Genomic DNA, 23,522 nt, shown 5'->3' with positions numbered 1-23,522 from the left:
TTTAGTAAAAAATGATTGCTACAATTACTAATCGTCAGCATTTCCATATCGTCGCTTAAAGCGATCAACACGGCCGGCTGTTGAAGTAAATGTGTTACTCTTGGTGTAGAATGGGTGGTTTTTTGAGTCAACCTCGCTACGATAAACACCATCTTTGGTATCCATGGTGCTGCGGGTTTTAACTTCCGTACCATCACTCATCACTACTGTAATTTCTTTATAATCTGGATGAATTCCGTTTTTCATAGTCTAGTACTTGCTTGAAATTTGCAAAGGCTTTAAATATAAGGCTAACAAAAACTGAATTCAATGTATTTATTACTCAAATTCATCGTAGCCTTCATCATCGATTTCTCCCAGTGAAGAGAACATAGAACCGAGCATATCAGAGTACAATGTCTGATCGTCTAAATCCTGTTTACTTAACATTGAATTTTGGTGTAAGGCTTCTAAAACAAGGTCCATCCAAATGAACTGCTCAGATTTATCCACACCTTTAGCATGATCTTTAACCAGCTTAGCTAACCCATCTACGCCTTTAAGAGCTTTCTCGTATTCTTTGTTAGGCAAAGTATCAGAAATGTTAATCTCATTGCCATCAGCAAACCAATCCATAATTTCTTTATAGCTTGATTTCTGGTCTTCTGATTTTGCCTGTGGGTCAGGAAAATGTGCTTTAAAGATTTTGCTTATCGCTTTACCTAAAATATGTTTGGCAACACTAATTGCCCCTTCCTGTTCTCCTTCATAAACTAACTCAATTTTCCCGGTTAGTGCGGGTACCATATGATAAAGATCAGCTACTCTGATATTTGTTTCCTTCTCATCATTGAGAATAGCTCTTCGCTCAGCTGAAGAAACTACTTGCTCCAGGGCAGTAATCGTCATTCGCGTAGAAACACCACTTTTTTGATCTACATATTCAGAATCTCTGGCCTCGAAAGCTGCTTTTTCTATCACTTCTCTGTAAAGCTCAGGGATGTTGATTTTAATTCCAGTCTCCCGCTCTTGCCACGCTTCCTGCCTGGTTATATTTACTCCGGTCTCCAGTTCTTTTGGATAATGAGTGATAATCTGTGAATCAATTCTATCCTTAAGAGGTGTGATAATGTTCCCTCTGTTTGTATAATCTTCAGGATTAGCAGAAAATGCCATTGAGATATCAAGCGGAATTCGAACATTGAACCCGCGGATCTGAATATCACGCTCCTGCATGATATTCAACAGGGCAACCTGAATTCTAGGTTGAAGATCTGGCAATTCGTTAATTACAAATATTCCGCGGTTTGTGCGGGGAATAAGCCCAAAGTTGATCACATTTTGATCAGCAAGTGTCAATTTCTTCGTTGCGGCCTTAATGGGATCAATATCACCTATCAAGTCGGCCACAGTTGTGTCGGGCGTAGCTAATTTCTCCCCGTATCTGAACGAACGATGAAGCCATTCCACCGGAGTTTCATCTCCTTTTTCTTCTACCAGGTCTTTCGCGAACTTTGATAGTGGATTGAATGGGTCATCATTTATTTCAGAACCTTTTACAATAGGGATATACTCATCCATAAAGTTGACAAGCATTCGGAGGATTCGTGTCTTTGCCTGACCACGCAGCCCAAGAAGAATCATATCGTGCCGGGAGAGTAATGCGTGCTGAATTTGCGGAAGTACCGTTTTATCGTATCCAAGAATTCCGGGAAAGAGTTCTTCTCCACTCCGCATTTTTTGGATTAAGTTCTTCCGTATTTCCTCTTTTACTGATATTGATTCCCAACCACTCTCTTTAAGCTCTCCAAGTGTACTTGCCTTCATTCTTTTCCTTCGATGTGATGTGTTTTTTCTATTCATTTCTATAACCCTCAATACAAAGTCTTCATTCAGGCTTTTTGAAATTCCATTAAATATTTGTGATTGCTTTCGCTTTGATCAGAGTTTCTTCCCATTCATCTTCCGGGTTAGAATCGCTTGTTATAGCTCCTCCAACCGGATAAATCAGTTTATCCCCTTCAATAATTGCGGTCCTGATAATCACGTTAAAGTCAAAATCGCCGTTTGGTTTTATATATCCCAAAGCACCGGAGTAAATTCCACGGCGGTAATTTTCATAGTTTTCAATGGACTTCATTGCGGCAATCTTTGGTGCTCCCGTCATCGAACCCATAGGAAAACAGTTCTTTATAATATCTATGCTTTCAACCTTTTCTTCAATCTTAGCCTCAACCGTTGAGACCATCTGATGTACCGTCTCAAAACTCTGCACCTCAAATAAATTCGATACACGAACGCTATTTCTTTGCGCAACTCTCCCTAAATCGTTTCTTACTAAATCTACAATCATCAGGTTTTCAGCCCGCTCTTTCTCGGAACCTTTAAGCTTCTCTATATCCTTAGATGAATCTGCTTCCCCTTTCCTCGATGCAGTACCTTTTATGGGTTGAGACCATATTCTATCCCCTTCCCTTGCTAAAAATCGTTCCGGAGATGAGCAGCAAATAGCAATATCACTGATGTTGGCATAACCGCCAAACGGAACCGGACCAACTTTTTTCATTGCTTGATACAAGTCCCAGCTATCTCCTTCTATATCAAATTGCAGAGGGTGAGATAAATTTATCTCGTAATACTCTCCTTCATAAATATCAGACTTGGCCTTATTTACCAGCTCTATATAGTTTGTTTTTGATATCCGATTCTTCAGTTTCACAAAAACATCTTTTCTTAAAGTATCTGAGTCCAGGTTTTCTGGAAGTTCTCCCTTTATAGCCCGGAGTTGCTCATCAGCATCTATTTCAATAACAAGTTCCGGAACTATGAAATAGAGATCCGGTGCGCTATTAAGCATATTATTCTCAGACTTAAGATCTTCAATATGATTCTTTAAATCGTAGCCAAAGTACCCGAATAGCCAATCCTGATGTTCTTTTCTGAATGCTGATAATGCATCCCAGGGATTTCCCTTTTTCATCTCATGCATCCCCTCATTCCATATTTCAATACTGTCTCCTGAGGCTTTAATCCATGCTTTAGGGTGCGCCGCTAAATAGCTTTTTTTGCTTGATGGGTGCCCCTTCATCTGCGATTCAAGCAGAACTATATCTCCTTCTTTTCGAAGAGTGCGTACTAAACCCGATATATTTGCAGTCTGTTTTTTCATAGGAATTTGAGAAATGAGTATACGGGTTCTTTCACTCTTTTTGAACGTTTTTTCGTATCATTGGCACCATGAATTATCAAAATCTTCTCAGACCGTTTTTGTTTAAAACTGATGCCGAAACCGCTCATGAATGGGCACTTTCAATGGCTTCAAAAACAAATAATTCTAAGCTGCTTCAGGAACTTTCCTCTTCAATTTATGGAGAAAGTGATGAAGGTTTAGAGCAAGAATTAATGGGTTTAACGTTTCCAAACCCCATCGGTTTAGCAGCCGGATTCGATAAAAACGGTACTACTCCTAAAGCCATGCAATCTCTTGGTTTCGGATTTGTTGAGATAGGAAGCATTACTGCAAAAGCTTCCAAAGGTAATCCTAAACCCCGTGCCTTTCGTTTGCCTGACGATCATTCTTTGATCAACCGGATGGGACTGAATAACGAAGGTGCTGATGCTATTACCCAACGCCTTTCTGATTTATCGCTCGATATCCCGCTTGGTGTTAATATCGCCAAAACAAACGATACTTCTATTCATGGAAACGACGCACTACAAGACTACCTCCATAGCTACGAAAAAGCCCAAGACGTTGCTGATTATATTACTATCAACATCTCTTGCCCAAATACCGGAGAAGGCAAAACTTTTGAAGACCCTCAGGCTCTGGAAGATTTATTAGCTACTCTCAAGCCAAAAAATGTTAAGGTTCCTTCACTCGTAAAATTCACCGTAGATATCGACAAAGAAGCTCTTGAAAGATTGGTGCATATCTGTGAAGATTATGGGATAGCCGGATATGTTGCTACAAATACTTCATCGATAAGAGATGATTTAAAAACTGGGACTGAGGTATTAAATAAAATTGGAAATGGAGGGCTTAGCGGACGAGCTATTCAAAACAGAAGTACTCAGGTAGTTAAATGGCTAAGTGAAATCACAGAAGGCAAAAAGCCTCTTATTGGTGTTGGAGGTATTGATTCCCCTCAGGCAGCATTTGATAAGCTGGAAGCCGGAGCAAACCTAATTCAAATTTATACCGGATTAGTTTATGAAGGGCCAGGACTTGTAGGTCGAATCAAAAAAGCTTTGAAGGATCGGGCTTAAGTTACTGTAACGGAAATACTAGTTCACATTCAACTTTCACAGCTTGGCCATCATTCAGAATAGGCTCAAAATTCAGGTTCGTTTCTATAGCCTGATTGAAAGCATCTTCTAGTCCACTGGAAACATCTTCTGTCAGAAGTTCATATTCATCTATAATTCCTCTCTGATTCACTCTGAAGAGGTATCTTATTTCATCTATCGTAATCTCTTCGTTGACTCCTATTTGACCAAGAAAAGCTTGCATACCTCCCCTGATAGTTAGTTCTGTGCGCATTTCTTCACAGCTTATGTATCCTTCCTTAGGACCTTCTTCCGCCACTATCTCAGGCTGTTCAACAGGAGTCATAACTTTTTCTTCTTTCGGCAATGCAATTTCTCTTTTGATTCTATTCACTTTTGAAAGAAAATTAGAGTTGTTAAACACTACCAAAAACGTATCAACAGCTACACGGGCACTATCCCACATTCCACCTTTATAAGGAAATACGTCCTTGAAATCGGGCTTTTCCATTGTCGAATCTATGAGTGTCTGAAAGCCCTCTCGTTGTTCTTCCGTGATGGTAGAATCATCCAGTGCTTCCAAAGCTGAATCTTGTTTAGCCTGGAAGGTGCTGAGCCTCTCGTCCCAATTCTCGTTCACATCTACCCACTCAGCAATCATCTCTTGATAAAGCGGTTCTTCCTTCCCGGCAGACATGTATGCCTGTATAGCTTCATATTGAGCTTTAGGTGCTATTTTCTCTTCTGTATTACTCATCGCAAAACTGCTTAGGCGTCTAGCTTTTTCAGCAGTACTTATAGAGTCTGTTTGTGAAATCCTGTTGTAAACTTTTAATGGATCTACTTCATCAGCTGCATCATCTGTTTGAAGGTCCATGTCATATTTTTCAGCAACTCTTCTGGCGTATTCAGTCCTTGGGTACTCATTAATCAGCCGTTGAGCGTATAATCGAGCTTCTTCATCATTTTCCTGAATAGAATAGAGTTCAGAAAGTGAATAAAGAGAAACTGTATTTACGTTTTCTGCAGAGGGATTTACGATCGCTTTCTTAAAGTAGTACGTTGCGCTATCCGGCAGATTAAGCGACAAGAAAAATAAATTACCCAACTGATACTCGTAGGAAGCTATCAATTTCTGAACTGAATCTTGTTCAACCTCAGTAAATGGAATGCCGGATAAATCAATTTGAATACTTTCGAGTGGTGTTCTTTGTGAGCCTGATGCAACATTTTCTGACTGCTCAGCATTATTATTAGCAGCTGAATAATCAATCATAGTTCTCACCCGCCAGTTGTCAACAAGGGGACGATCACCCCAAATTGCAAAGAACTGCTGCTTTACATTTTGCTGGACTACCGGATTATTTGAATTCAGGAACCCGTTACTCAAATTGGTTGTGGCATCCCCTTCACTCTGACTTCTGTCTACATTTACCAGCTGGTTTTGCTGCTGTTGCTGCTCTTCTCTCATCTTCTCGAGCTCGGCTAATTTCTTAGCCCGCAATTCCGTTAGTACAGAATCAAAAGCTTCCGGTGATAACTTACCGAGCTTAATCAGGCTATCCTGTAAAGCAATCTGCGATTTAATTCTGGCATAATTCCCGAATGACTCAGCCAAAGTTTTAGCTTCAAAATCTTCCGGCAGCTTTTCGGCCGGTACATTTTTTTGAGCAGCAGAGTCATAATAAGCCGCTGCTTTTTCAAAATTATCATACTGGAAGCGATAAATTTCTGCTAAACCATTATAAGAACGAGCAGCTACTTCGGCAGCCGGTTGCCTTAAGTTATCGTGAAGAACATTATTGTAAAGCTTCTCGGCCCGCTTATAGTTGCCCCGTTCGTGTTCTGTTCGTGCCAGCTCAAAGTCTAATTCAGCTTTGTATTCCAGGTTCTTATCATCGCGAACCATGTTATTGAAAATATTGAAAGCTACATCATTGCGGCCAAGGTTTCTGGCTACTTCAGCCCTCTTTCTTTGTGCAAGATATTGAATTCGGTATTCCACATAGTGATTCTGCACCTGATTATAAGCAGCAAAAGCAGCTTCTGTATTATCCAGTCGCTCATATATTTGTCCTAATAAAAAGTAACCGCGTTCTCTATATTCTTTTTTGGCAAGATCAGGCAGTGCCTCCGACAGAGTATTCGCTGCTACCTGCCAATTCTCCATTTCTACATGATGCTGGGCAAGCAGAGCCAAAACTTCAGCTCTGTATCTGTTTACCCAATCCCCTTCCAACAGAGTTAGCTGCTCGGATAGAAAAGCAATCCCTTCATTATGTAGTTCCATATCCAGGAGCACTCTTCCCTGCCACAGAATTGAGTTTTGCTGTAGCTCTTTACTCTCTGTGGTAACAAATAGTTCTTTAAACTTTTGATCAGCAGAAAAGTATTCTTGACGGTAATAGTAGGATTTACCAATTAATCCGATGGCATCATCCACCCACTTGGTGTCTTCATATCTACGAAGAACATCCGCCCCTTTCTGAATAGCTTTATCGAAATCTCCGGCTCCGGCATTTACCGGTTTTGGATGAATACGAATGGGCTGAAGCGGATTATACTCCCGATTTTGGTTCAGGTTTTTTTGAAGACCAGACTTATAATTCTTCTTCGCGTTGTAATACGTGTTATAATAAGCATTGAAATTTTTCCAGTTTGATTGAAATGAGGTTTTACAACCTGTCATTAAAATCAAAGCGGTGATACTTAAAATAAGTCGGCGTATTGTCATTCTGTTTGCTTTAGGGCAATACTTTAATCAATCGTACTAACTTTAATCATGTTTGTACGTCCGCGTTTAGCCATTGGCATTCCCGTTGCTACAATTACACGATCTCCAGACTTTACCATTCCATTGTCCAGCAGATAATCTTCCATCATTTTAACACTCTTATCTGTGTCAAAGAGTTCGTCAAGCCTTACAGAATATACACCCCAAACCAAGTTTAGCTGTCGGCGTACTTTCTGGCTTTCCGTAAATGCTACAATAGGAACTTTAGGTCTAAATTTTGCAATTCTGCGGGCTGTATTTCCGGAATGTGTGATGGTACTAATCGCTTTAGCTTCTACATTATCCGCGATGGTAACGCAAGAGTAAGCTAAAGATTCTATCACTTGTTTTTCCTTCCACTCAGGTTTACGGTATCCGAGACTGTTATAAAGCTGAGGACGTTTTTCCTCGATGGAGCGGCATATTCTATCCATTACATTAACAGCTTCCATTGGGTATTTACCTGCTGCAGTTTCACCCGAAAGCATGACAGCATCTGTACCATCAAGTACGGCATTAGCAACATCAGAACTTTCTGCACGTGTTGGGCGAGGATTGTTAATCATGGAATCTAGCATCTGCGTTGCCGTAATTACTGGCTTTCCAGCAAGTCGGCATTTCTCAATAATCATTTTTTGGACTACAGGAACTTGTTCAGTCGGAATTTCGATTCCTAAGTCACCTCTGGCTACCATGATGCCATCAGCCTCTTCAATAATCTCATCAATTACTTCCAGCGCTTCTGGCTTTTCAATTTTTGCAATAATTGCAGCCTGACTCCCGGCCGCCCTTACTCTTGAAATAAGATCCCGAACATCTTTTGCGGTACGAACAAAAGATAAAGCGATTAAGTCAACATCTTGTTCAATACCAAACTCAAGATCCTTCAAATCTTTCTTTGTCATGGAAGGAATTGAAATTCGCACATTGGGCAAATTCACACCCTTTCTGGATTTCATCATTCCACCAACAACTACTTTCGCATCAAGCGAATCCGGATATTTGGCTGTTACTTTAAACTCCAGTAACCCATCATCTAAAAGAATGGTATTACCAACCTCTGCTTCATGCAAAAGGTTTTTATAATCAATAGGAATCAATTCGCTGGTTCCTAATACATCATCACCTGTAATCTTGATGGTTGAGCCCGTTTCCAACATCTGCCCGCCATCCTTCATCTTACCAACTCGAATTTTTGGACCTTGCAAATCCATCAAAACAGGTACGCTATACTTATATTTATGTGCGACTGTACGGATATGTTTGATAACCTCCGCGTGGTCTTCATGCGAACCGTGAGAAAAGTTAACCCTGGCAACATTCATTCCGTGAAGTAATAGCTCTTCAAGCTTTTCCTGAGTATTACAACTTGGGCCTATAGTGCATACTATTTTCGTTCGGCGCCTTGCAGATATCATATAGAGTAATTATTTAAAATGAGTGAGTAAGATATTATTTATATGTTGCCAAAGATAGGTGAAATGTTACAATCATTGTGAAATGATTTCATGAAAATCGGCGGTTTATGGAATTAAAGAACCATAAATTTGAATCTAGGTCTCAATTTTTGAAATGTGAACTAATAATTCGTTAAATATCTTTTAAAAAGAGAAGATAGAATATCAGTGTTAATAGATATTTAATTCCTGTAGAATCGAATAAATAATAAGTTTCCGCTAATTAGGTTAGCATAGAGATATCATTTACAATTTATACTATTATCTCACTGTATAATTACATTATAAAGAGTCACATATTTCGGTTTAATTCTTGATGTGTATGTCTAAACCTGTTTTAAAATTTTTATATCCGTCACCGCTATCATTTCTAATTATAGCCGGCTTTTTCCTCTTTGGCTGCTCCAATAAATATATTGATGAAGTAGATCGGGGAGCAGGCTATAACTATCAGCCGGGCTTCCCTGAGTTGAGGCTTGCAACCACCGGTCAGATTAACGAGTCAAATATTCCTACTATCATTGTTTCGGGTAATATCGTTTATGGCAGCCTGGTTTATTCTCGAAATGAAGATGTTTTAGAAGCTACTCTGTTAATAGAAATCATCATTAGAAATACATCTGATGAGGACAATACAGTTAAACGAAGAGAATTTGAAAGGAAGGTACTCGAGGATGATGAGGCAATAATCAATAGCCAGAACGTGCTTCGTTTTGAAGAAGTGTTTGAAGTCCCGCCTGGCAACTATGAAATCAGAACCGTAGTAACCGATCAGGTTTCCGGTAAAAGCACTACTCAAACATCAGAAACTGAGATACCGAATCCTGAAGAAAATGTTTCTCATATCACTGAGATCAGAATACTCGGAAAAAATACAGATCAAGAACAGTCGCAATTTAATCAGGCAACAACTTATGATGTCCCCTCCAGCCTGGATTCTCTTAAGTTTGTGTTTCAGGTTACCAATAATAATCCGGATGAGCCTATAGAGTTGGAATCGAGGTTATTAAAATTTAGGTCTGACACATCCATTGCACGTCCCATGCATTTCAACGACTATTCTCCTTCAAGCATTGCCTACCTTGGTATAGACTATAGCAAATTTGAAGTTATTCAGAGCTCCACAAGAAGTCTAAATCAACCGGGAAGTGTTGTTATAGAGTTTGTTTTTACAGATTTGGAAAGAGGCAATTACCGACTTGAAGTCACTTCAAATATGGAGGAAGATGATGAGCTGTATCGGGCAAGGGACTTTAGTATCAAAAGCCCAAACTACCCTTCACTTAAAACAGCTGAAGAATTAGCCCGTCCACTTGCTTACTTAATGGATGAAAAAGAATACGACAAGCTGATGGACATTAAGGACCCTAAAAAAATGAAGGCGGCCATAGATCGGTTTTGGCTTACCAATGTTCAAAACTCAAATATTGCTAAGAACGTTATTTCACTTTACTATCAGCGTGTGGAGGAGGCAAACAAACAGTTTTCTAACTTCAAGGAAGGCTGGAAAACCGACCTCGGAATGATTTATATACTTTTCGGACCGCCTTGGTACAGTGATCGCTTTTCTGATCAATTGTATTGGTCGTATTCTTATAATCAAGAAGATCCTGAAAAAAACTTCGCGTTTACAGAACCAAAAATGAAGTCAAAGTTTTACCCCTTTAATCATTATTTACTTCGTAGAAATTCTTTTTACTATAATATTCAATATCAGCAAAAGCAGCGCTGGCGTACAGGAAGCATTCTTACATATAATTTATAGATGAAAGCACTAAAGCTATTACCCGTGCTTTGTTGATTTATTCTTTACCATGAACAACACTTTTACACACATACTGACTCTTACTTTTGCTGTGCTTCTGACGGGTGCCTGTTCAAATAATTATTATGAAAATATTGACAGGGGTTCCGGGTTTCAGTTTGAGCCAGGAAAACCAGAGCTACGATTAGCTGCCTCGGGCTTTATCAATGAACAGAACACTCCACAGATACTCGTTACCGGCGATGTGGTGTATGCTAGCCTCATCTATAAAAAAAGGGATGAAGATATATCCGCAGTTATTAATATTGAGGTTTTGGTTGAAAGAAATTCGGAGTCCGGGAAAAAGACTGTTGTTTCCAATCAACAATTCACCGAAACACTGATTAGAAATGACCGGGGAGCTGTGTTCGATCAAAATGTTTTTAGATTTGAGAGGCAGTTTGATGTTGAGCCTCAGGAATACAAGGTCACGGTTTCAATCACTGATTTGGCATCAGGCGCCAATACAACCAGAGAAACTACAGTCGAAATTCCTGAAGTCGAGGATAACACAGCTGAAATCACCCAGATTAGAACATTAGCAAAAAGCTCTACGGAGGAAGGCAGTCAATTTAGTCAGGTAACGACCTATGACATTCCTTCTCAACTTGATTCGTTACAATTTGTATTTCAAGTATTGAAACCAACTTCAAGGCCCATGGAAGTTGAATCCCGTCTCATCAAATTTAATTCTGATTCAACAGCAGCATGGCCAATGAGTTATCAAAACTATCCCAACTCTAGTATCCAATATCAGGGAATTGAGTACGATGATTTTGAGGTGATTCAATCGTCTTTAAGAAATCTGCAGGTGAGGGGAAATATACTTATTGAAAACAACTTTAAGGGTTTACAGGAAGGTAATTACAGACTTGAAGTAATAGCGAAATCTGATAGAAATGAGGAGATTATCAGAGCCAGAGATTTTGGAATTAAAAGTGCGTTCTATCCTTCTCTAAAAAAGCCTAAAGATTTAGCAGCTCCACTACAATATCTAATGAATGATAAAGAATTCGAGGAACTAACTTCGATTAGTGACCCAGACTCTTTGAAGAGTGCTATTGATCGATTCTGGTTATCAAACATCGGGAATTCAAGTACGGCGAAGAGTGTAATTTCTATGTTTTATGAAAGAGTTGAAGAAGCTAATAAACAATTCTCCAATTTTGAGGAAGGTTGGAAAACGGATCCCGGTATGGTATATATTCTTTTTGGACCACCCTGGGATTTCGTAAGATATAATGATAGGATGGTTTGGTCGTATTCTTATAACTTAGATGATCCTGAAAAAAACTTTGTTTTCAGGCAGCCAAAAATGAAAAACAAATTCTATCCTTTTTACAATTTTATTCTAGACCGATCGATCTATTTAAATTCTCTTGAATACAAACAGAAAGAAAGATGGTTATCTGGAAGCATTTTAACCAGACAAAATTGATCTCTAAATAAAATTGCGGAAAAAATAATTAATAATAATACCTTAATGGATGAGTTAACTACTTATCGAACTCTTCCAAAACATTAAAATTTAATTTTATGTCTATCCAAAAAGTTACCACCATACCACTGATATTTATATTGACGCTTTTCCTGACAAATTTCTCAGTTGCACAAAGCGGCGAAGGCGAAATTGATCGTAATTCCCTAAACGACCTAGCCACCAGCAGTGTGGTTCCGAAAAAAACCAATACTGAAACGATTGGCAATCCTTATATCTTTGATCGATACATACAGGGTACGATAACTCTTACTAATGGCTCCAAGACTGATGTCTTATACATGAATTTAAATGTTTATGAAGACCGATTAGAGTATCAGGACAATGACAGAATAATGGCAATAGAATCCGGAAGAGTTACTTCTTTTGAATTTTATGACATGGATAAAATAAGAATCTTTAAAAAAGGATATTCTGCTAAAGGACTTGATTCAGATGAGTTTGTTGAAGTATATGGAACAGGAAAAGCTTCTTTACTTATTAAACACGAAGTTAGCCTCCAGGAGAATATGCCATCTTACGGAACGGCAACTGAAACAGAAGAGTATATTGATGACGAGGTCTATTACATCTACAACGATGGAGAAACTTCTAAACTAAGACGACTAAAAGAGAGATTCATTCTGCGAGAACTTGATAACTCTAAAGCTCTAAAAAGTTATATCAACCAGAAAAATTTAGACATGAACAATGTTGATCATGTTGCTGCACTTATCAATTATTATAATCAACAAAACTCTTAATAGTATTTCTTTTTTAAAACGTTGTAAAGAGATGAGTATTTAACGCTAAACCAATGTAGATTCAAGCGTTAAATACTCATTTTAATTTATACCAGTCTTGAAAGGCTGACCAAAACTATTTATCAATGTTAAAGAACCTCATCGCGTTACTTGTTCTATTATTATTTTCAATTTCTTGTTCTACTAATAATACTCAGTATCTAGTCTCAGACTACAACAACAAAAGCTTAGAAGGCCGTATATCGGTTTTAACTATTGAACTCAATTATCTGTACGACGAGTTTCCCGACTATATTTTTGGGGCTTTAAGACCGGATGAAAGAAAAATCTTCGACCAATCTCTCGAACGTCTTTTAGCAAAAAATACTAATGCATCTATTGCTGGAACATTGGATAAGTCCCTTGTACAACAACTCCCAATGGAGCAAAGAGTATTTGAGTTGAATAAATCTACGCAGTTAGAGATGGTTGCCCCAAGTAAAGGTGCACTTGTTCAAGGTGAAGATCTTGAAACTCGTTTCGTTGTTATTTTTGACCAATTCAATTTTGAGTTTACTCAAATTGAAAGCGGTGGAGGCGGATATGCTGGCCATGAAACTAAAGTAGAGACCAAACTGAACTTCGAAACCAAGTACATCATCTGGGATAATGAAATAAAAGATGCGATTGCCTGGGGAAGCGTTGATTCAGACGATATCTTTGATGCTCAAAACCCCGGCCCGATATATTCATCGCTTATTGATAAAGCCATTAATAAGATAATTCGTAAGAGCCCTTTCCCATCAAGGAATACATAATTAAAAATTACAGGAGATTTTTCTCCTGTAATGCTCCTACTTTATTACTTTAGCTTTCTCCTTCTAGAATCTGGGCAATAAAAGATCAGATCAGCCAATAAGCCCTCTATTAGAGCTGATTTGATGCGTAGCCCTGGATGTAAAGATTTTCTCTTATATTTTCCACGATAGCTGCACTGTTTTCTTGATCTCTGGGATCTAATAGATTGCCATCATCTCCTCTAAAAACGTCCTCAACATCCACTGATTTGATAATAACGAGTGTCTCGGCTGTTTTCGTTAGCTGTACTTCGGTTTCAAATCTTCTGTTAAAGTTGGCAGAAGACTTAAATATAAAGTCCTGACCATTATATAGTCCTGTAATTACAATAGAATAATTGGTTTCATCTCCAAAAAAATCGTTATCAAGTATACCCTCTCTTTCTTCTATAGGTGCTAGGAACATTTCATATCCGTTAAAGTCTGTTACATCTGAAAATCCAAGTCCTACATCTATAACTAATACCTGTTCTCTGCTCGTACTTTTTATTCCGAATATAAAGGCATTGATGTTATCAGAGCTTTCTAGTATTAATCCATCGGCAGCATATAGGTTGAACTGGTTCAACGCGAATTTGAATTCGCTAACAGAAACACTATCACTGTTATTAGTGGATTCTACATTACGGTCAAGTCCATTTACTTCAAAAAATAATGATACTCGTTTTTCATCATCACTGGCAGAGGTAGTCAGGCAACCTGATATGAATAAAGAGGCGAAAATGATGAAAATAGAAAATGGTTTTATTGCTGACATATTTAGGTATTTAATGATATTAAAAAAGGCCATATCCCTTTCGGGATACGGCCTTAAATATAAGCAAGGTTTTAATTAACCTTGAATAAATATTTGGAATTCATCGAGGTTTGGAGCAACCTTAACGCCACTACCATCGGTAATAGTAAGTACCAGATCAACTTCACCGCCGGCAGCCAGGCCACCGTCAATCAAGTTAACTGTTATATCCGCAGTACTTGAGCCTGCAGGTATAGTTACTGAACTACCACTAATTGTGTAATGTGTTCCTGATACTGCGCTGCCACCTGTAGAGAAGGCAACCGTTACATCAGAGTTACGTTGCTCGCCAATTAATTGAACTTCAACATTGTAAGTACCAGAAGCTTGATTCACTTCAGCACCTGTTAGGAAGAATCCAATTTGAGCACCATTAAAGGTTTTCTCGGCATCACCTTTGTCGAAGATGCTGTCGCATCCTACAAACAAAAGTGGAATCATAATTGCTATTAAAAGTTTAATCTTCATTGTATGATATTTTTAGATTAGAGATTGATTCCTGTATATCCTAGTTATCTTCGTACTCAGGATTCTCAACGAGTAATTCATTTACGTTAAGGAGTCCGGAACCCAGAGGTGCAAGGATTCGGTAAGAATCAGCACGCATCTTCGTAGATCCGTCAGGATTTGTGATCGCACGTCCCAATCGCTTGAGATCATAGAATCGGTGGCCTTCAATAGCCAGTTCTCTAATCCGCTCAATCAAGATTTCGTCTTCAAATGCATCAACACTTGTGAGGGCTGCAGCCGGAACAGTTCCACCGTTACGGGCGTCAAGCAGTGCCTGAAGTGCAGGAGATCCTGCAGCTGCATTGTTGCTTGCCTTAGCAAGGCCTTCAGCACGGATAAGGTACATTTCTGCAAGCCTCATCATTGGTAAGTCATCAACAGATTGCAGTTTATCACCAGACCACTTCACACTGGATAAACCAGCTGTGTTCACAGCGTCACAGTTTGTTGGCTGTGTTAGCGGGTTCTTTTGAACGTCTGCACATGGCTGGTACCAACCTAGACGGAAATCACCAGCACGATACTGGTCAATCACGAATTGTGTTGGAAGCTGAGCCATGAATCCATCAGAAGTATAGGTAGCAGGACCGTTATTACCGGAACCACCAGCGATACCTTCTGTATTAGGATTAATAACCAGTTTGAATAATGCTTCCGGGTGGTTTCCACCTGTAGAAGTTTCATTAAACATTCCTGTTACAGCATCCTGAGTATTTGATAGCGTACCACCAAATTCATCAATAGCATCCTGTGCAGCATCTGCTGCAGCTTGCCAGTTACCGGCATAAAGGTTAGCTCGTGCTTGCATTCCATGTACGAATGCGAGAGTAACGTAGGTATTGCTACCACCGTCTCCATTAGCAGTGAATAAGGTTTCCGCCTCATTCAGGTCAGCAAGAATCGCTGTATACACATCGCCAACCGTACTACGTGGTCGGAAATCAGCATCACTTACATCAATCACTGGTTCGTTACGGATGATTACACCTGCATTCCAGTTTGCTTCTGGTCCTTGACCGAAGTTACCTGGCTCGTAGCCATATACGCGTACCATGTTGTGGTAAGCAAAGGCGCGCAGTGCCAGAGCTTCTGCTCTGTACTGTGCAAGAGTAGCAGCAGGTAATACACCATCTTCAACAGCGCCTATAATAAGGTTAGCATCTTGAATCAGGTCATATCCAGCACCCCAGTTACCCATATGGGTAGTTCCGAAAGTACCTTCAGCATTGTTATATGCTTGGTACCTGGATGAACCAGGTCTGTTGCGTGTTTCGTCACTAAAAGCGCTCGGTCCTACAAAGTAATCTGTAGTAAATGAGAAGCTTTGATAGACTTTTGCGTACATGGAAGCGCGTAATGCGTTAACTCCGTTCTCCGTTGTCAAAACAACTTCTCCGGATACCGCATTAGACGGCTCCACGTTCTCTAATATACTGTCGCAGCCCAGCATTGCTACAAAAAGCGTGGCGACAATAACGTATTTCGAAAGTTTAAGTTTTTTCATTGTGTTATCTAATTTCGTTTTGGATTAAAACTGGATTTCTATACCAGCGTTAACTTGTCGCTCTGTTGGGTAAGAAGCAGCAGTAGAGTTGTTGTAAATATCATTGATATTTCCAGCTACTTCAGGATCGTACCATGGCCATGCGGTCCATGTAAGTAAGTTCACACCGGAAGCAAATAAACGAACATTTGCTAATCCAAGCTGCTGAGTTACTCTGTCAGGCAGGTTGTAGCTCAAAGAAACGTTCTTTAAGCGAATATAGCCTGTGTTGTAAATACCTTGTGTACTGAAAGTAGTACGGTAGTTACTGGTACCAGCATAATCCTGTCCACCAATGTTCATAGCACGCGGGTAATAAGTAACATCACCTGGTTGCTTCCATCGGTCAAGTACTTCTTCATTCAACTGCATTAGGAAATCAGGACTTCTTGTGAAGTAATAATCCGTTTGAGAGAATGCCCACTGGCCAAAGCTGTACTGGAAGAACGCGTCAAGAGTTAATCCTTTGAAGCTGATTGTGTTTCCAAAACCACCAACGGTATTAGCAACACCATCTTTATAATTCACAGCGTCATCAGCAAAAGTAGGAGTGAATGTTAATTCACCATCACCGTCATACCACATAGGACGTCCGTCAGCAGGGTTTACACCAGCCCAACGAATCGCTTTGATCTGACCAATTGGCTGGCCTTCAATCAAGCTTGTCAATGAGTTATCTTCACCAATTGGGTCTCCATTAGGTAACTCAAGGATTTCGTTGTCAGTAAAGGCAACGTTAAATCTTGAACTCCAGATGAAGTCTCCGCTTGAAACGTTTACAGTGTTGATTTCAAACTCAAGACCAGTATTTCTCACTTTACCGATGTTTTCAGTAATACTTCCGTATCCACTATCACCAGGTAATGGGCGATTGAAAAGCAGTTCAGAGTTATCTTTTTGGTACGCGTCAATAGAACCAGAGATACGACCTTCGAAGAGTTCGTAGTCAAGTCCAACATTAATTTCACGTGCTTCTTCCCAACCTAAGTTAGCATTCGCTAGCTGAGCTGGACGAAGACCAGTAGCACCCTGGTAAGAACCAGCAGCACTGAATAGACCACGAGCGGCAAAGTTACCAATCGCAGAGTTACCTGTTGTTCCGTATCCGGCACGAAGTTTTAATTCGTCTAACGCATCAATATCGAGGAAGTCTTCCTCAGAAATACGCCATGCACCAGAAACAGATGGGAAGAATCCCCAGCGGGTTTCATTACCAAAACGAGAGTGACCGTCATATCGGGCTACTACAGCAAGGTAGTATTTCTCATCATAGTTGTACTTCGCATTGGCAAAGTAACTACCTAGTCTCCATTCGGTGGAAGCACCGGTTGCAGTAGTAGGAGTTGCTGTAACACCAAGGGTGTTAAAGAACGGTCCCGGAAGGCCATCACCTTGAACTAGATAACTTTCAGAGTAGTCACGTCGATACTCAGTACCAACAAGACCAGAAAGGTTATGAACACCATCAAACGTTTGGCGCATGTTTGCAACCACGTTGGTGTTGAAGTTTTTCACGTTTCTGTTCGCAAAGAATACAAAACCACCAGTAGCAGCAGATGCGATAGCTGATCGGTATTGCTCATCCTGTGTATTTCGGTAATCAACACCAACTAAACCATTGAATGTTAACCAGTCGTTAGCACGGTAGGTTAAGTTCAAGTTTGTAATGATCTGGATTACTTCGTTAACACGATCTACTTCGTTCTTTTGAACAGCCGGGTTATTAGCAAGTCCAAAACGAGTTTGTGGGTTGTAATCACCGTTAGCTAAATATGGGAAACTCATTGGAGCTTCAAACATAGCCTGTGATGGAGGACAGTTAATAAAGTTACCATCCTGACATACACCAGTTTGAGTAGAACGAGATAAGTTCGCTCTTAAAGAAGTTCTGAATCGATCAGTAATAGAGTGATCAATGTTTGTTCTCAGGTTCAAACGAGTAAAGTCACTATTGAAGGCAGTACCTTCAGTGTCTTCGTATCCACCAGAAAGGTAGAATGTTGTTGCTTCGTCACCACCAGAAGCGGAAACAGAATATTTTTGAGTTACACCATCAGCAAAGATGAAATCCTGCCAGTCAGTATTAGCAAGCTCACCTGGACGGTCTGGATCTTCACCAAAGAAACCAAGAAGGAAGTTTTTCTCAGCTGTTTCGTAAGCAGAGATATCACTGTCTACAACCTGATCAATTCCATTTGTTCGGTCATTAAGGGCACCACCTTCAGCAAGGTAACGCACGTATTGATCCGAAGTAATGTAGTCTACGTTTCTTGCAAGCGTACGAACACCCGTCTCAGCACGTGCTGTAACGCTAGTAGCACCACGACGTCCACCTTTTGTAGTAATAATTACTACACCGGCAGCAGCCTGAGCACCATAGATAGCAGCAGAAGCCGCATCTTTAAGTACTTCAATAGACTCAATATCGCTAGGATTCAATGCATTCAATGCAGAAGTACTAGCTTGAGAAGATTGCTGTGAGAATGAAATCTGTACACCATCAATGATGTAAAGAGGCTGAGTAGCGGCGTTAACAGAACCATTACCACGAATATTTACGCGGAAAGCTCCACCCGGGTTACCAGATGTAGTGGTTACGTTTACACCAGCAGCACGACCCTGCAGAAGTCCTTCTGTACTTTGAAGAGATACATCTTCAAGCTCAGAAGCACTGATACTTGAAATAGACCCTGTTAGCTCACGCTTTGTTTGTACGGCATAACCCGATACAACCAATTCGTCCAAGCCAACTGCACCTGCTGCAAGAGCGATATCAAGCACGGTTGTTTGTCCGGCATTGATTTCTACAGTTTCTTCGAAATCCTGGAATCCCACATATGTTACAGTAACAGTATATGTTCCTTCAGGTATGTTAGTGATACGATAGTTTCCGTTAACGTCACTCGGAGTACCTCGTGTCAGTTCAGTTATAATTACATTGGCCCCAACTAACGTTTCGCCGGTTTCGGCGTCCGTTACTTGTCCTTCAAGAGCACCTGTCTGAGCAAATGCTAATGATGATGTCAAGAGGACCATACTTAATACGGTTAGTAACTTTTTATACATACGTAACCTCAGATTAGTTTATGGTTTTGTTATTGGTATTTTGATTTAACACTATTTAAGCCTCAAAAATGTCTTCACATATTGAAGTCATCAAATAATGAAAAAATTGTCACAAATAAAACAGTCAATTAATAATTCTATAACACTTAAGAGTTAGTGTTGTAATACTTAATTTAAAAGCCTTTCCAACGATAAAGATTTTTTTTGCAGCCAACCTAATTACTGTTCAATTGTCAGTTTAATTTCTTTTCTGTGTAACACTTCTTCAGAGTTCGGATTGGATAACTCTATTTCCAGAATATATTCACCTTCAACAAATTCCGCAGATTGAATTTCAAGCAATTGTGTAAATCTTGAGCTTTCACTGGCATTGTTTATTGTGATTGAATTTTCGTTATCCTTCCTGAATTGGAATAATTTTCCTAGAAAATTTCTGTCCTTACTTATTTTGCTTGTTAAGTTATACCGATAGTAGCCATCGGTATCGAGTGGTATGTTATAAGCTTCATAATAAATTATCAAATTTTTTCCTCTGGGGATAATTCTATCGTGGCTTACAAGGAAATCAGTAAATGATTCATCTCCACCCCTATGATAGCCCACAATAATGTCAGATGAAAATAAATCTTCCTTTGCCTCAGTAGGCTCAATGTCCACTTTTGAAGAACCCGCCCCAACCAAGGACGTTTTGAGTGTAGAGTTTTGATCTATATTCGTTTCTTCCTCACCCAATTTCCTGTGAAGTTCCGAATAGACCTTAATAGTATTATCAGCTAAAGTAGTGGGTACATCAATATAATTGGAGAATGTATTTTCGGATTGAAGTTCTGCTATCTCCGATTCTTTAGTAACACTGTGGCTTATATCAATTTCACCAGTCATTGATCGTACCGTATGGATGAGCTCATAATTGGAGGGGCTGATACTGCCAAGCCCACTACCCTTTTTAAGACCATCAAATGTAATGGCCTCTTCTGACTTCCCAGTAAAATAGACCCTATAATATGGGTTATTATCCGAATCGTAGAACTGATAGCTATACGCATCCGGTGCCAGATCATATATGAAATTGCTGTTGCTGGAGTTTTCTTCAGGAGCTTTCGCTTGTATTGTTAATAATTTAGCAGTGTTTGTCTGCTGAAACTGGCGTGCTAAAGATCTTGACATCGGAGTTGAAACATCCATATACCGATTCATCATCTGATCGTATTGACTACTAAAAAAGATATCTAAACTTGCAAGTTGGCGGTAATACATAAGTTGAAGCACAACGGCCGGCGAAACTACCTCAGACTGCCCTACATCCTGATTCGACTCAAAAGCCAACGATGTACGTTCTCTTTCTCTACTTTCTTCAGAATTCGAATTATCATCGGAGCCGCCTGCCCCTCCCGATATCGATTGACCAATGGACATATTTCCTGCAATATTTCTATTAGTCATGCTGTAGGCTGCTGAAGGAATAAAGTCATCTACTGACCTTTTCAACTCCATTTCTTGTCCGCCAAAATTATTCCCAAACAAATAAATGACCCGATCTTCGCTGGTAGACAAATCTTCGTACAACCAAATTTCATATGCCGGATATTGGTGATACTCTCTTACTCTATATAAAGTATTAAGGTAGGAAGTGGTATTGTTGGAACTTTCAACCGGGCTAGATTCACCCCCTCTCCCATCCTGCATCCTGGTTGATAATATGAATGAAGCAAAGGCAGGGTTATACATTAGATAACCGTTTCTTTTCTTTACTGGGTCACCGAAACGAAGATAAATCTCCCCTCTGTCATCAAATTTTTCTCTTTGGTTTGTGTTGAAATTCTCTGACACATAGTTAACCCTCTCCCAATGTTCCAAAAGACGTTCATTATAGTCATCAGAGGGGGACAGGCTTTTATTTTCCCAAAATTGAGTTAGATACCTAAATATCTCCGGATCTGAATTGCTTACTAGCTCATCTAATTTTTTCCTTTCTTTTGCCCCAATGATGGGTTCAAGGTAAGCCAGCTCTTTGTAAAGGCTTTCTTTTATTTCTGTATCAAAAAAGTTGCCGGAAAGACCCGAAAAATAGCTCTTACTGGCCTCCTCATAGTAATCCTTTAGCTTGTTTCTGGTTACTATTTCAATAAGCTGCTGGCTTAAAGTAAAATCGGGTTCTTGCCACAATTCTATTTTGCTGATCAATTGTTTGGCAGAATCAACAGCAGATTGGTTTAGCTTTGTGCTTTCAGGGCCATCATTAGACGCCAACATGCTATTTTGATCTGAAAGAGAAGACTGAAAATTTACAGATAAGCTTTCCAGATTTACTTTTTCGTTCAAACCTTGAGCTAAAAACGGGTTTAAAAGAAGGAGTAATGATATGATGAATGTATTTTTTAGCATGGAATCAGTGCTTTGCTTCTAAAATCATGTTTACTGTCCAAAACCACTATTTAAAATAATCAACTTCTATCCATTTCAAAGAATATTAAATTCACTTTTTGAATTTCTTTCTTTGTTATTAGGCATCATAATACCTGCATAATTGTAAAAAAGAAGTCCTTAAGCTGAATATAGGAAGTGTATTTCGGAGCTTTTCTTAAGTTACTCAAGTTCTATAAAGAACCATTTTTTTGTGGCTGAACATTCACAATATCACCTTCAAACAAACACTTCCCCCCTCAAACCTGCCCTGATAACTTTTTTTGAGCATAGAATTTCTTGTAATTTGAAAAATTTGGCAGGAGCGGGATCTTTGAGTGGATAGGGTAAGAAATAAAAAAAGCCTTCTGAAGTTAATCAGAAGGCTTTTAAAGTGGCGGGGACAGGATTCGAACCTGTGACCTTCGGGTTATGAGCCCGACGAGCTACCAGCTGCTCCACCCCGCGATGTGGAGACACAAATATACAACTAATATCATACCGATATCAAGCTATTTTTTCGATTTCTCATTAATCTTTCAGCTAATGATTTAGTAGTTTCAAAGAAAACATTATAAACCATTCTATATGACTGAAAGTAAGCAAGCGATTGAGCTGGAAAACAAATTTGGCGCCCATAATTATCATCCTCTACCGGTAGTCCTTTCTAAAGGGAAAGGTGTTTATGTGTGGGATCCGGAGGGTAACAAGTATTACGACTTCCTTTCGGCCTATTCTGCCGTAAATCAAGGGCACAGTCATCCTGAGATTATTAAAGCGCTTACGGACCAAGCCAATACATTAAGCCTCACTTCCAGAGCATTTTACAATAATGTACTGGGCGAATATGAAAAATATGTAACCGAGTATTTCGGGTTTGAGAAAATTCTCCCCATGAATACCGGGGCCGAAGGGGTTGAGACCGCTATTAAGATTTGCCGTAAATGGGCTTATGAAAAGAAAGGCATCCCAGAGCAAGAAGCACAAATCATTGTCTTGGAAAATAATTTCCATGGCCGTACTACCACCGTTATTTCTTTTTCGAATGATCCTGACGCTCGCAAGAATTTCGGGCCATACACTCCCGGATTTATCAAAATACCATATAATGATATTGATGCACTTCAAGAAGCACTTCAAAACCCAAATGTAGCCGGGCTTTTAGCTGAACCTATTCAAGGCGAGGCCGGTGTTGTAGTTCCCGATGAAGGATATATTTCTAAAGCAGCCGCCCTTTGTAATGAGCAAAACGTACTTTTTATGGCAGATGAAATCCAAACGGGTATCGCCAGAACGGGAAGCTTGCTGGCTGTTTGTGGAGATTGTTCTTGCCAAAACCATTGTGAGCGACAGGAAACCTACACCAAGCCCGATATTCTTATTTTAGGCAAAGCTCTTTCCGGCGGAGCTTATCCGGTTTCAGCTGTTTTAGCTGATGATCATATTATGGAAGTCATTAAACCCGGTCAGCATGGCTCCACCTATGGAGGCAATCCGTTAGCATGTAAGGTTGCGATGGCGGCGTTGGAAGTAGTTAAAAAAGAAAACCTGGCACAAAATGCGCGCACTCTTGGGAAGCTTTTCAGAAGTGAGATGCAGAAACTGGTTGATGAGTTTTCTCTATTCGTGAAAGTGCGAGGAAAAGGGTTACTCAACGCTGTTATTATTAATGACAGCCCCGAAAGTGATACCGCATGGAAATTCTGTGTAGCTTTAAAGGAGAATGGATTACTCGCAAAACCTACTCATGGTAACATCATTCGCTTTGCCCCTCCCCTTGTAATGACTGAAGACCAGCTCATGGAGTGCGTGGGAATAATCCGAAAAACGATTGAAGAATTTTAG

At 39.7% G+C, this 23,522-nt stretch carries 16 protein-coding genes and 1 tRNA gene; 6 read left to right on the top strand and 11 right to left on the bottom strand.

Annotated features, from left to right (window positions below; genetic code table 11):
* Window positions 1–27: 27 nt before the first annotated feature.
* The 3 genes from rpmE to CL667_14015 all read right to left on the bottom strand — a co-directional run bounded on the left by rpmE (window position 28) and on the right by CL667_14015 (window position 3,148).
* Window positions 28–246: a 50S ribosomal protein L31 gene (rpmE, locus tag CL667_14025; protein ID MAL18816.1), complete on the bottom strand. Its 219-nt coding sequence runs from the start codon at window positions 244–246 to the stop codon at window positions 28–30.
* A gap of 72 nt (window positions 247–318) precedes the next feature.
* Complete coding sequence (locus CL667_14020; GenBank protein MAL18815.1) at window positions 319–1,806, bottom strand: magnesium chelatase; 1,488 nt, start codon at window positions 1,804–1,806, stop codon at window positions 319–321.
* A gap of 85 nt (window positions 1,807–1,891) precedes the next feature.
* Entirely contained in the window at window positions 1,892–3,148 is a 1,257-nt protein-coding gene (locus tag CL667_14015) for a hypothetical protein (GenBank protein MAL18814.1), read from the bottom strand.
* 68 nt (window positions 3,149–3,216) lie between these two features.
* Here CL667_14015 and CL667_14010 point away from each other — a divergent pair, with 68 nt between their 5' ends.
* A complete protein-coding gene (locus CL667_14010) occupies window positions 3,217–4,248 on the top strand; it encodes a dihydroorotate dehydrogenase (quinone) (protein ID MAL18813.1) in 1,032 nt (343 codons plus the stop codon).
* A 1-nt stretch (window position 4,249) separates the two neighbouring features.
* On the opposite strand, the gene CL667_14005 is transcribed toward CL667_14010, so the two are convergent.
* Together CL667_14005 and pyk are read right to left on the bottom strand one after the other, a co-directional pair.
* A complete protein-coding gene (locus CL667_14005; GenBank protein MAL18812.1) occupies window positions 4,250–6,982 on the bottom strand; it encodes a hypothetical protein in 2,733 nt (910 codons plus the stop codon).
* A 23-nt stretch (window positions 6,983–7,005) separates the two neighbouring features.
* Window positions 7,006–8,439, bottom strand: coding sequence for a pyruvate kinase (gene pyk, locus CL667_14000; protein ID MAL18811.1), 1,434 nt, complete (start codon window positions 8,437–8,439; stop codon window positions 7,006–7,008).
* Window positions 8,440–8,893: 454 nt separating this feature from the next.
* Here pyk and CL667_13995 point away from each other — a divergent pair, with 454 nt between their 5' ends.
* The 4 genes from CL667_13995 to CL667_13980 all read left to right on the top strand — a co-directional run bounded on the left by CL667_13995 (window position 8,894) and on the right by CL667_13980 (window position 13,320).
* Complete coding sequence (locus tag CL667_13995; protein MAL18810.1) at window positions 8,894–10,243, top strand: GWxTD domain-containing protein; 1,350 nt, start codon at window positions 8,894–8,896, stop codon at window positions 10,241–10,243.
* A gap of 49 nt (window positions 10,244–10,292) precedes the next feature.
* Window positions 10,293–11,720, top strand: coding sequence for a GWxTD domain-containing protein (locus CL667_13990; GenBank protein MAL18809.1), 1,428 nt, complete (start codon window positions 10,293–10,295; stop codon window positions 11,718–11,720).
* A 98-nt stretch (window positions 11,721–11,818) separates the two neighbouring features.
* Window positions 11,819–12,523, top strand: coding sequence for a hypothetical protein (locus tag CL667_13985; protein MAL18808.1), 705 nt, complete (start codon window positions 11,819–11,821; stop codon window positions 12,521–12,523).
* 125 nt (window positions 12,524–12,648) lie between these two features.
* The gene (locus CL667_13980; protein MAL18807.1) at window positions 12,649–13,320 is read left to right on the top strand and encodes a hypothetical protein; all 672 of its coding nucleotides are present in this window, start codon (window positions 12,649–12,651) and stop codon (window positions 13,318–13,320) included.
* A 109-nt stretch (window positions 13,321–13,429) separates the two neighbouring features.
* Here CL667_13980 and CL667_13975 read toward each other — a convergent pair whose 3' ends face one another.
* From CL667_13975 to CL667_13950, 6 genes are all read right to left on the bottom strand, one after another.
* Entirely contained in the window at window positions 13,430–14,149 is a 720-nt protein-coding gene (locus tag CL667_13975; GenBank protein ID MAL18806.1) for a hypothetical protein, read from the bottom strand.
* A 42-nt stretch (window positions 14,150–14,191) separates the two neighbouring features.
* A complete protein-coding gene (locus CL667_13970) occupies window positions 14,192–14,623 on the bottom strand; it encodes a hypothetical protein (GenBank protein ID MAL18805.1) in 432 nt (143 codons plus the stop codon).
* Between the two features lie 40 nt (window positions 14,624–14,663).
* Entirely contained in the window at window positions 14,664–16,169 is a 1,506-nt protein-coding gene (locus CL667_13965) for a hypothetical protein (GenBank protein MAL18804.1), read from the bottom strand.
* 24 nt (window positions 16,170–16,193) lie between these two features.
* Window positions 16,194–19,274, bottom strand: coding sequence for a hypothetical protein (locus tag CL667_13960; protein MAL18803.1), 3,081 nt, complete (start codon window positions 19,272–19,274; stop codon window positions 16,194–16,196).
* Between the two features lie 219 nt (window positions 19,275–19,493).
* A complete protein-coding gene (locus CL667_13955; protein ID MAL18802.1) occupies window positions 19,494–21,659 on the bottom strand; it encodes a hypothetical protein in 2,166 nt (721 codons plus the stop codon).
* Between the two features lie 413 nt (window positions 21,660–22,072).
* Window positions 22,073–22,145, bottom strand: a tRNA-Met gene (locus CL667_13950).
* A 120-nt stretch (window positions 22,146–22,265) separates the two neighbouring features.
* Between CL667_13950 and rocD the strand changes: the two genes are divergently transcribed.
* Window positions 22,266–23,522, top strand: coding sequence for an ornithine--oxo-acid transaminase (rocD, locus tag CL667_13945; GenBank protein MAL18801.1), 1,257 nt, complete (start codon window positions 22,266–22,268; stop codon window positions 23,520–23,522).

Source organism: Balneola sp., assembly GCA_002694685.1.
In the GTDB taxonomy this organism is placed as follows: Bacteria; Bacteroidota; Rhodothermia; order Balneolales; family Balneolaceae; genus Gracilimonas.
This window is presented reverse-complemented; position numbering and strand designations above follow the sequence as displayed.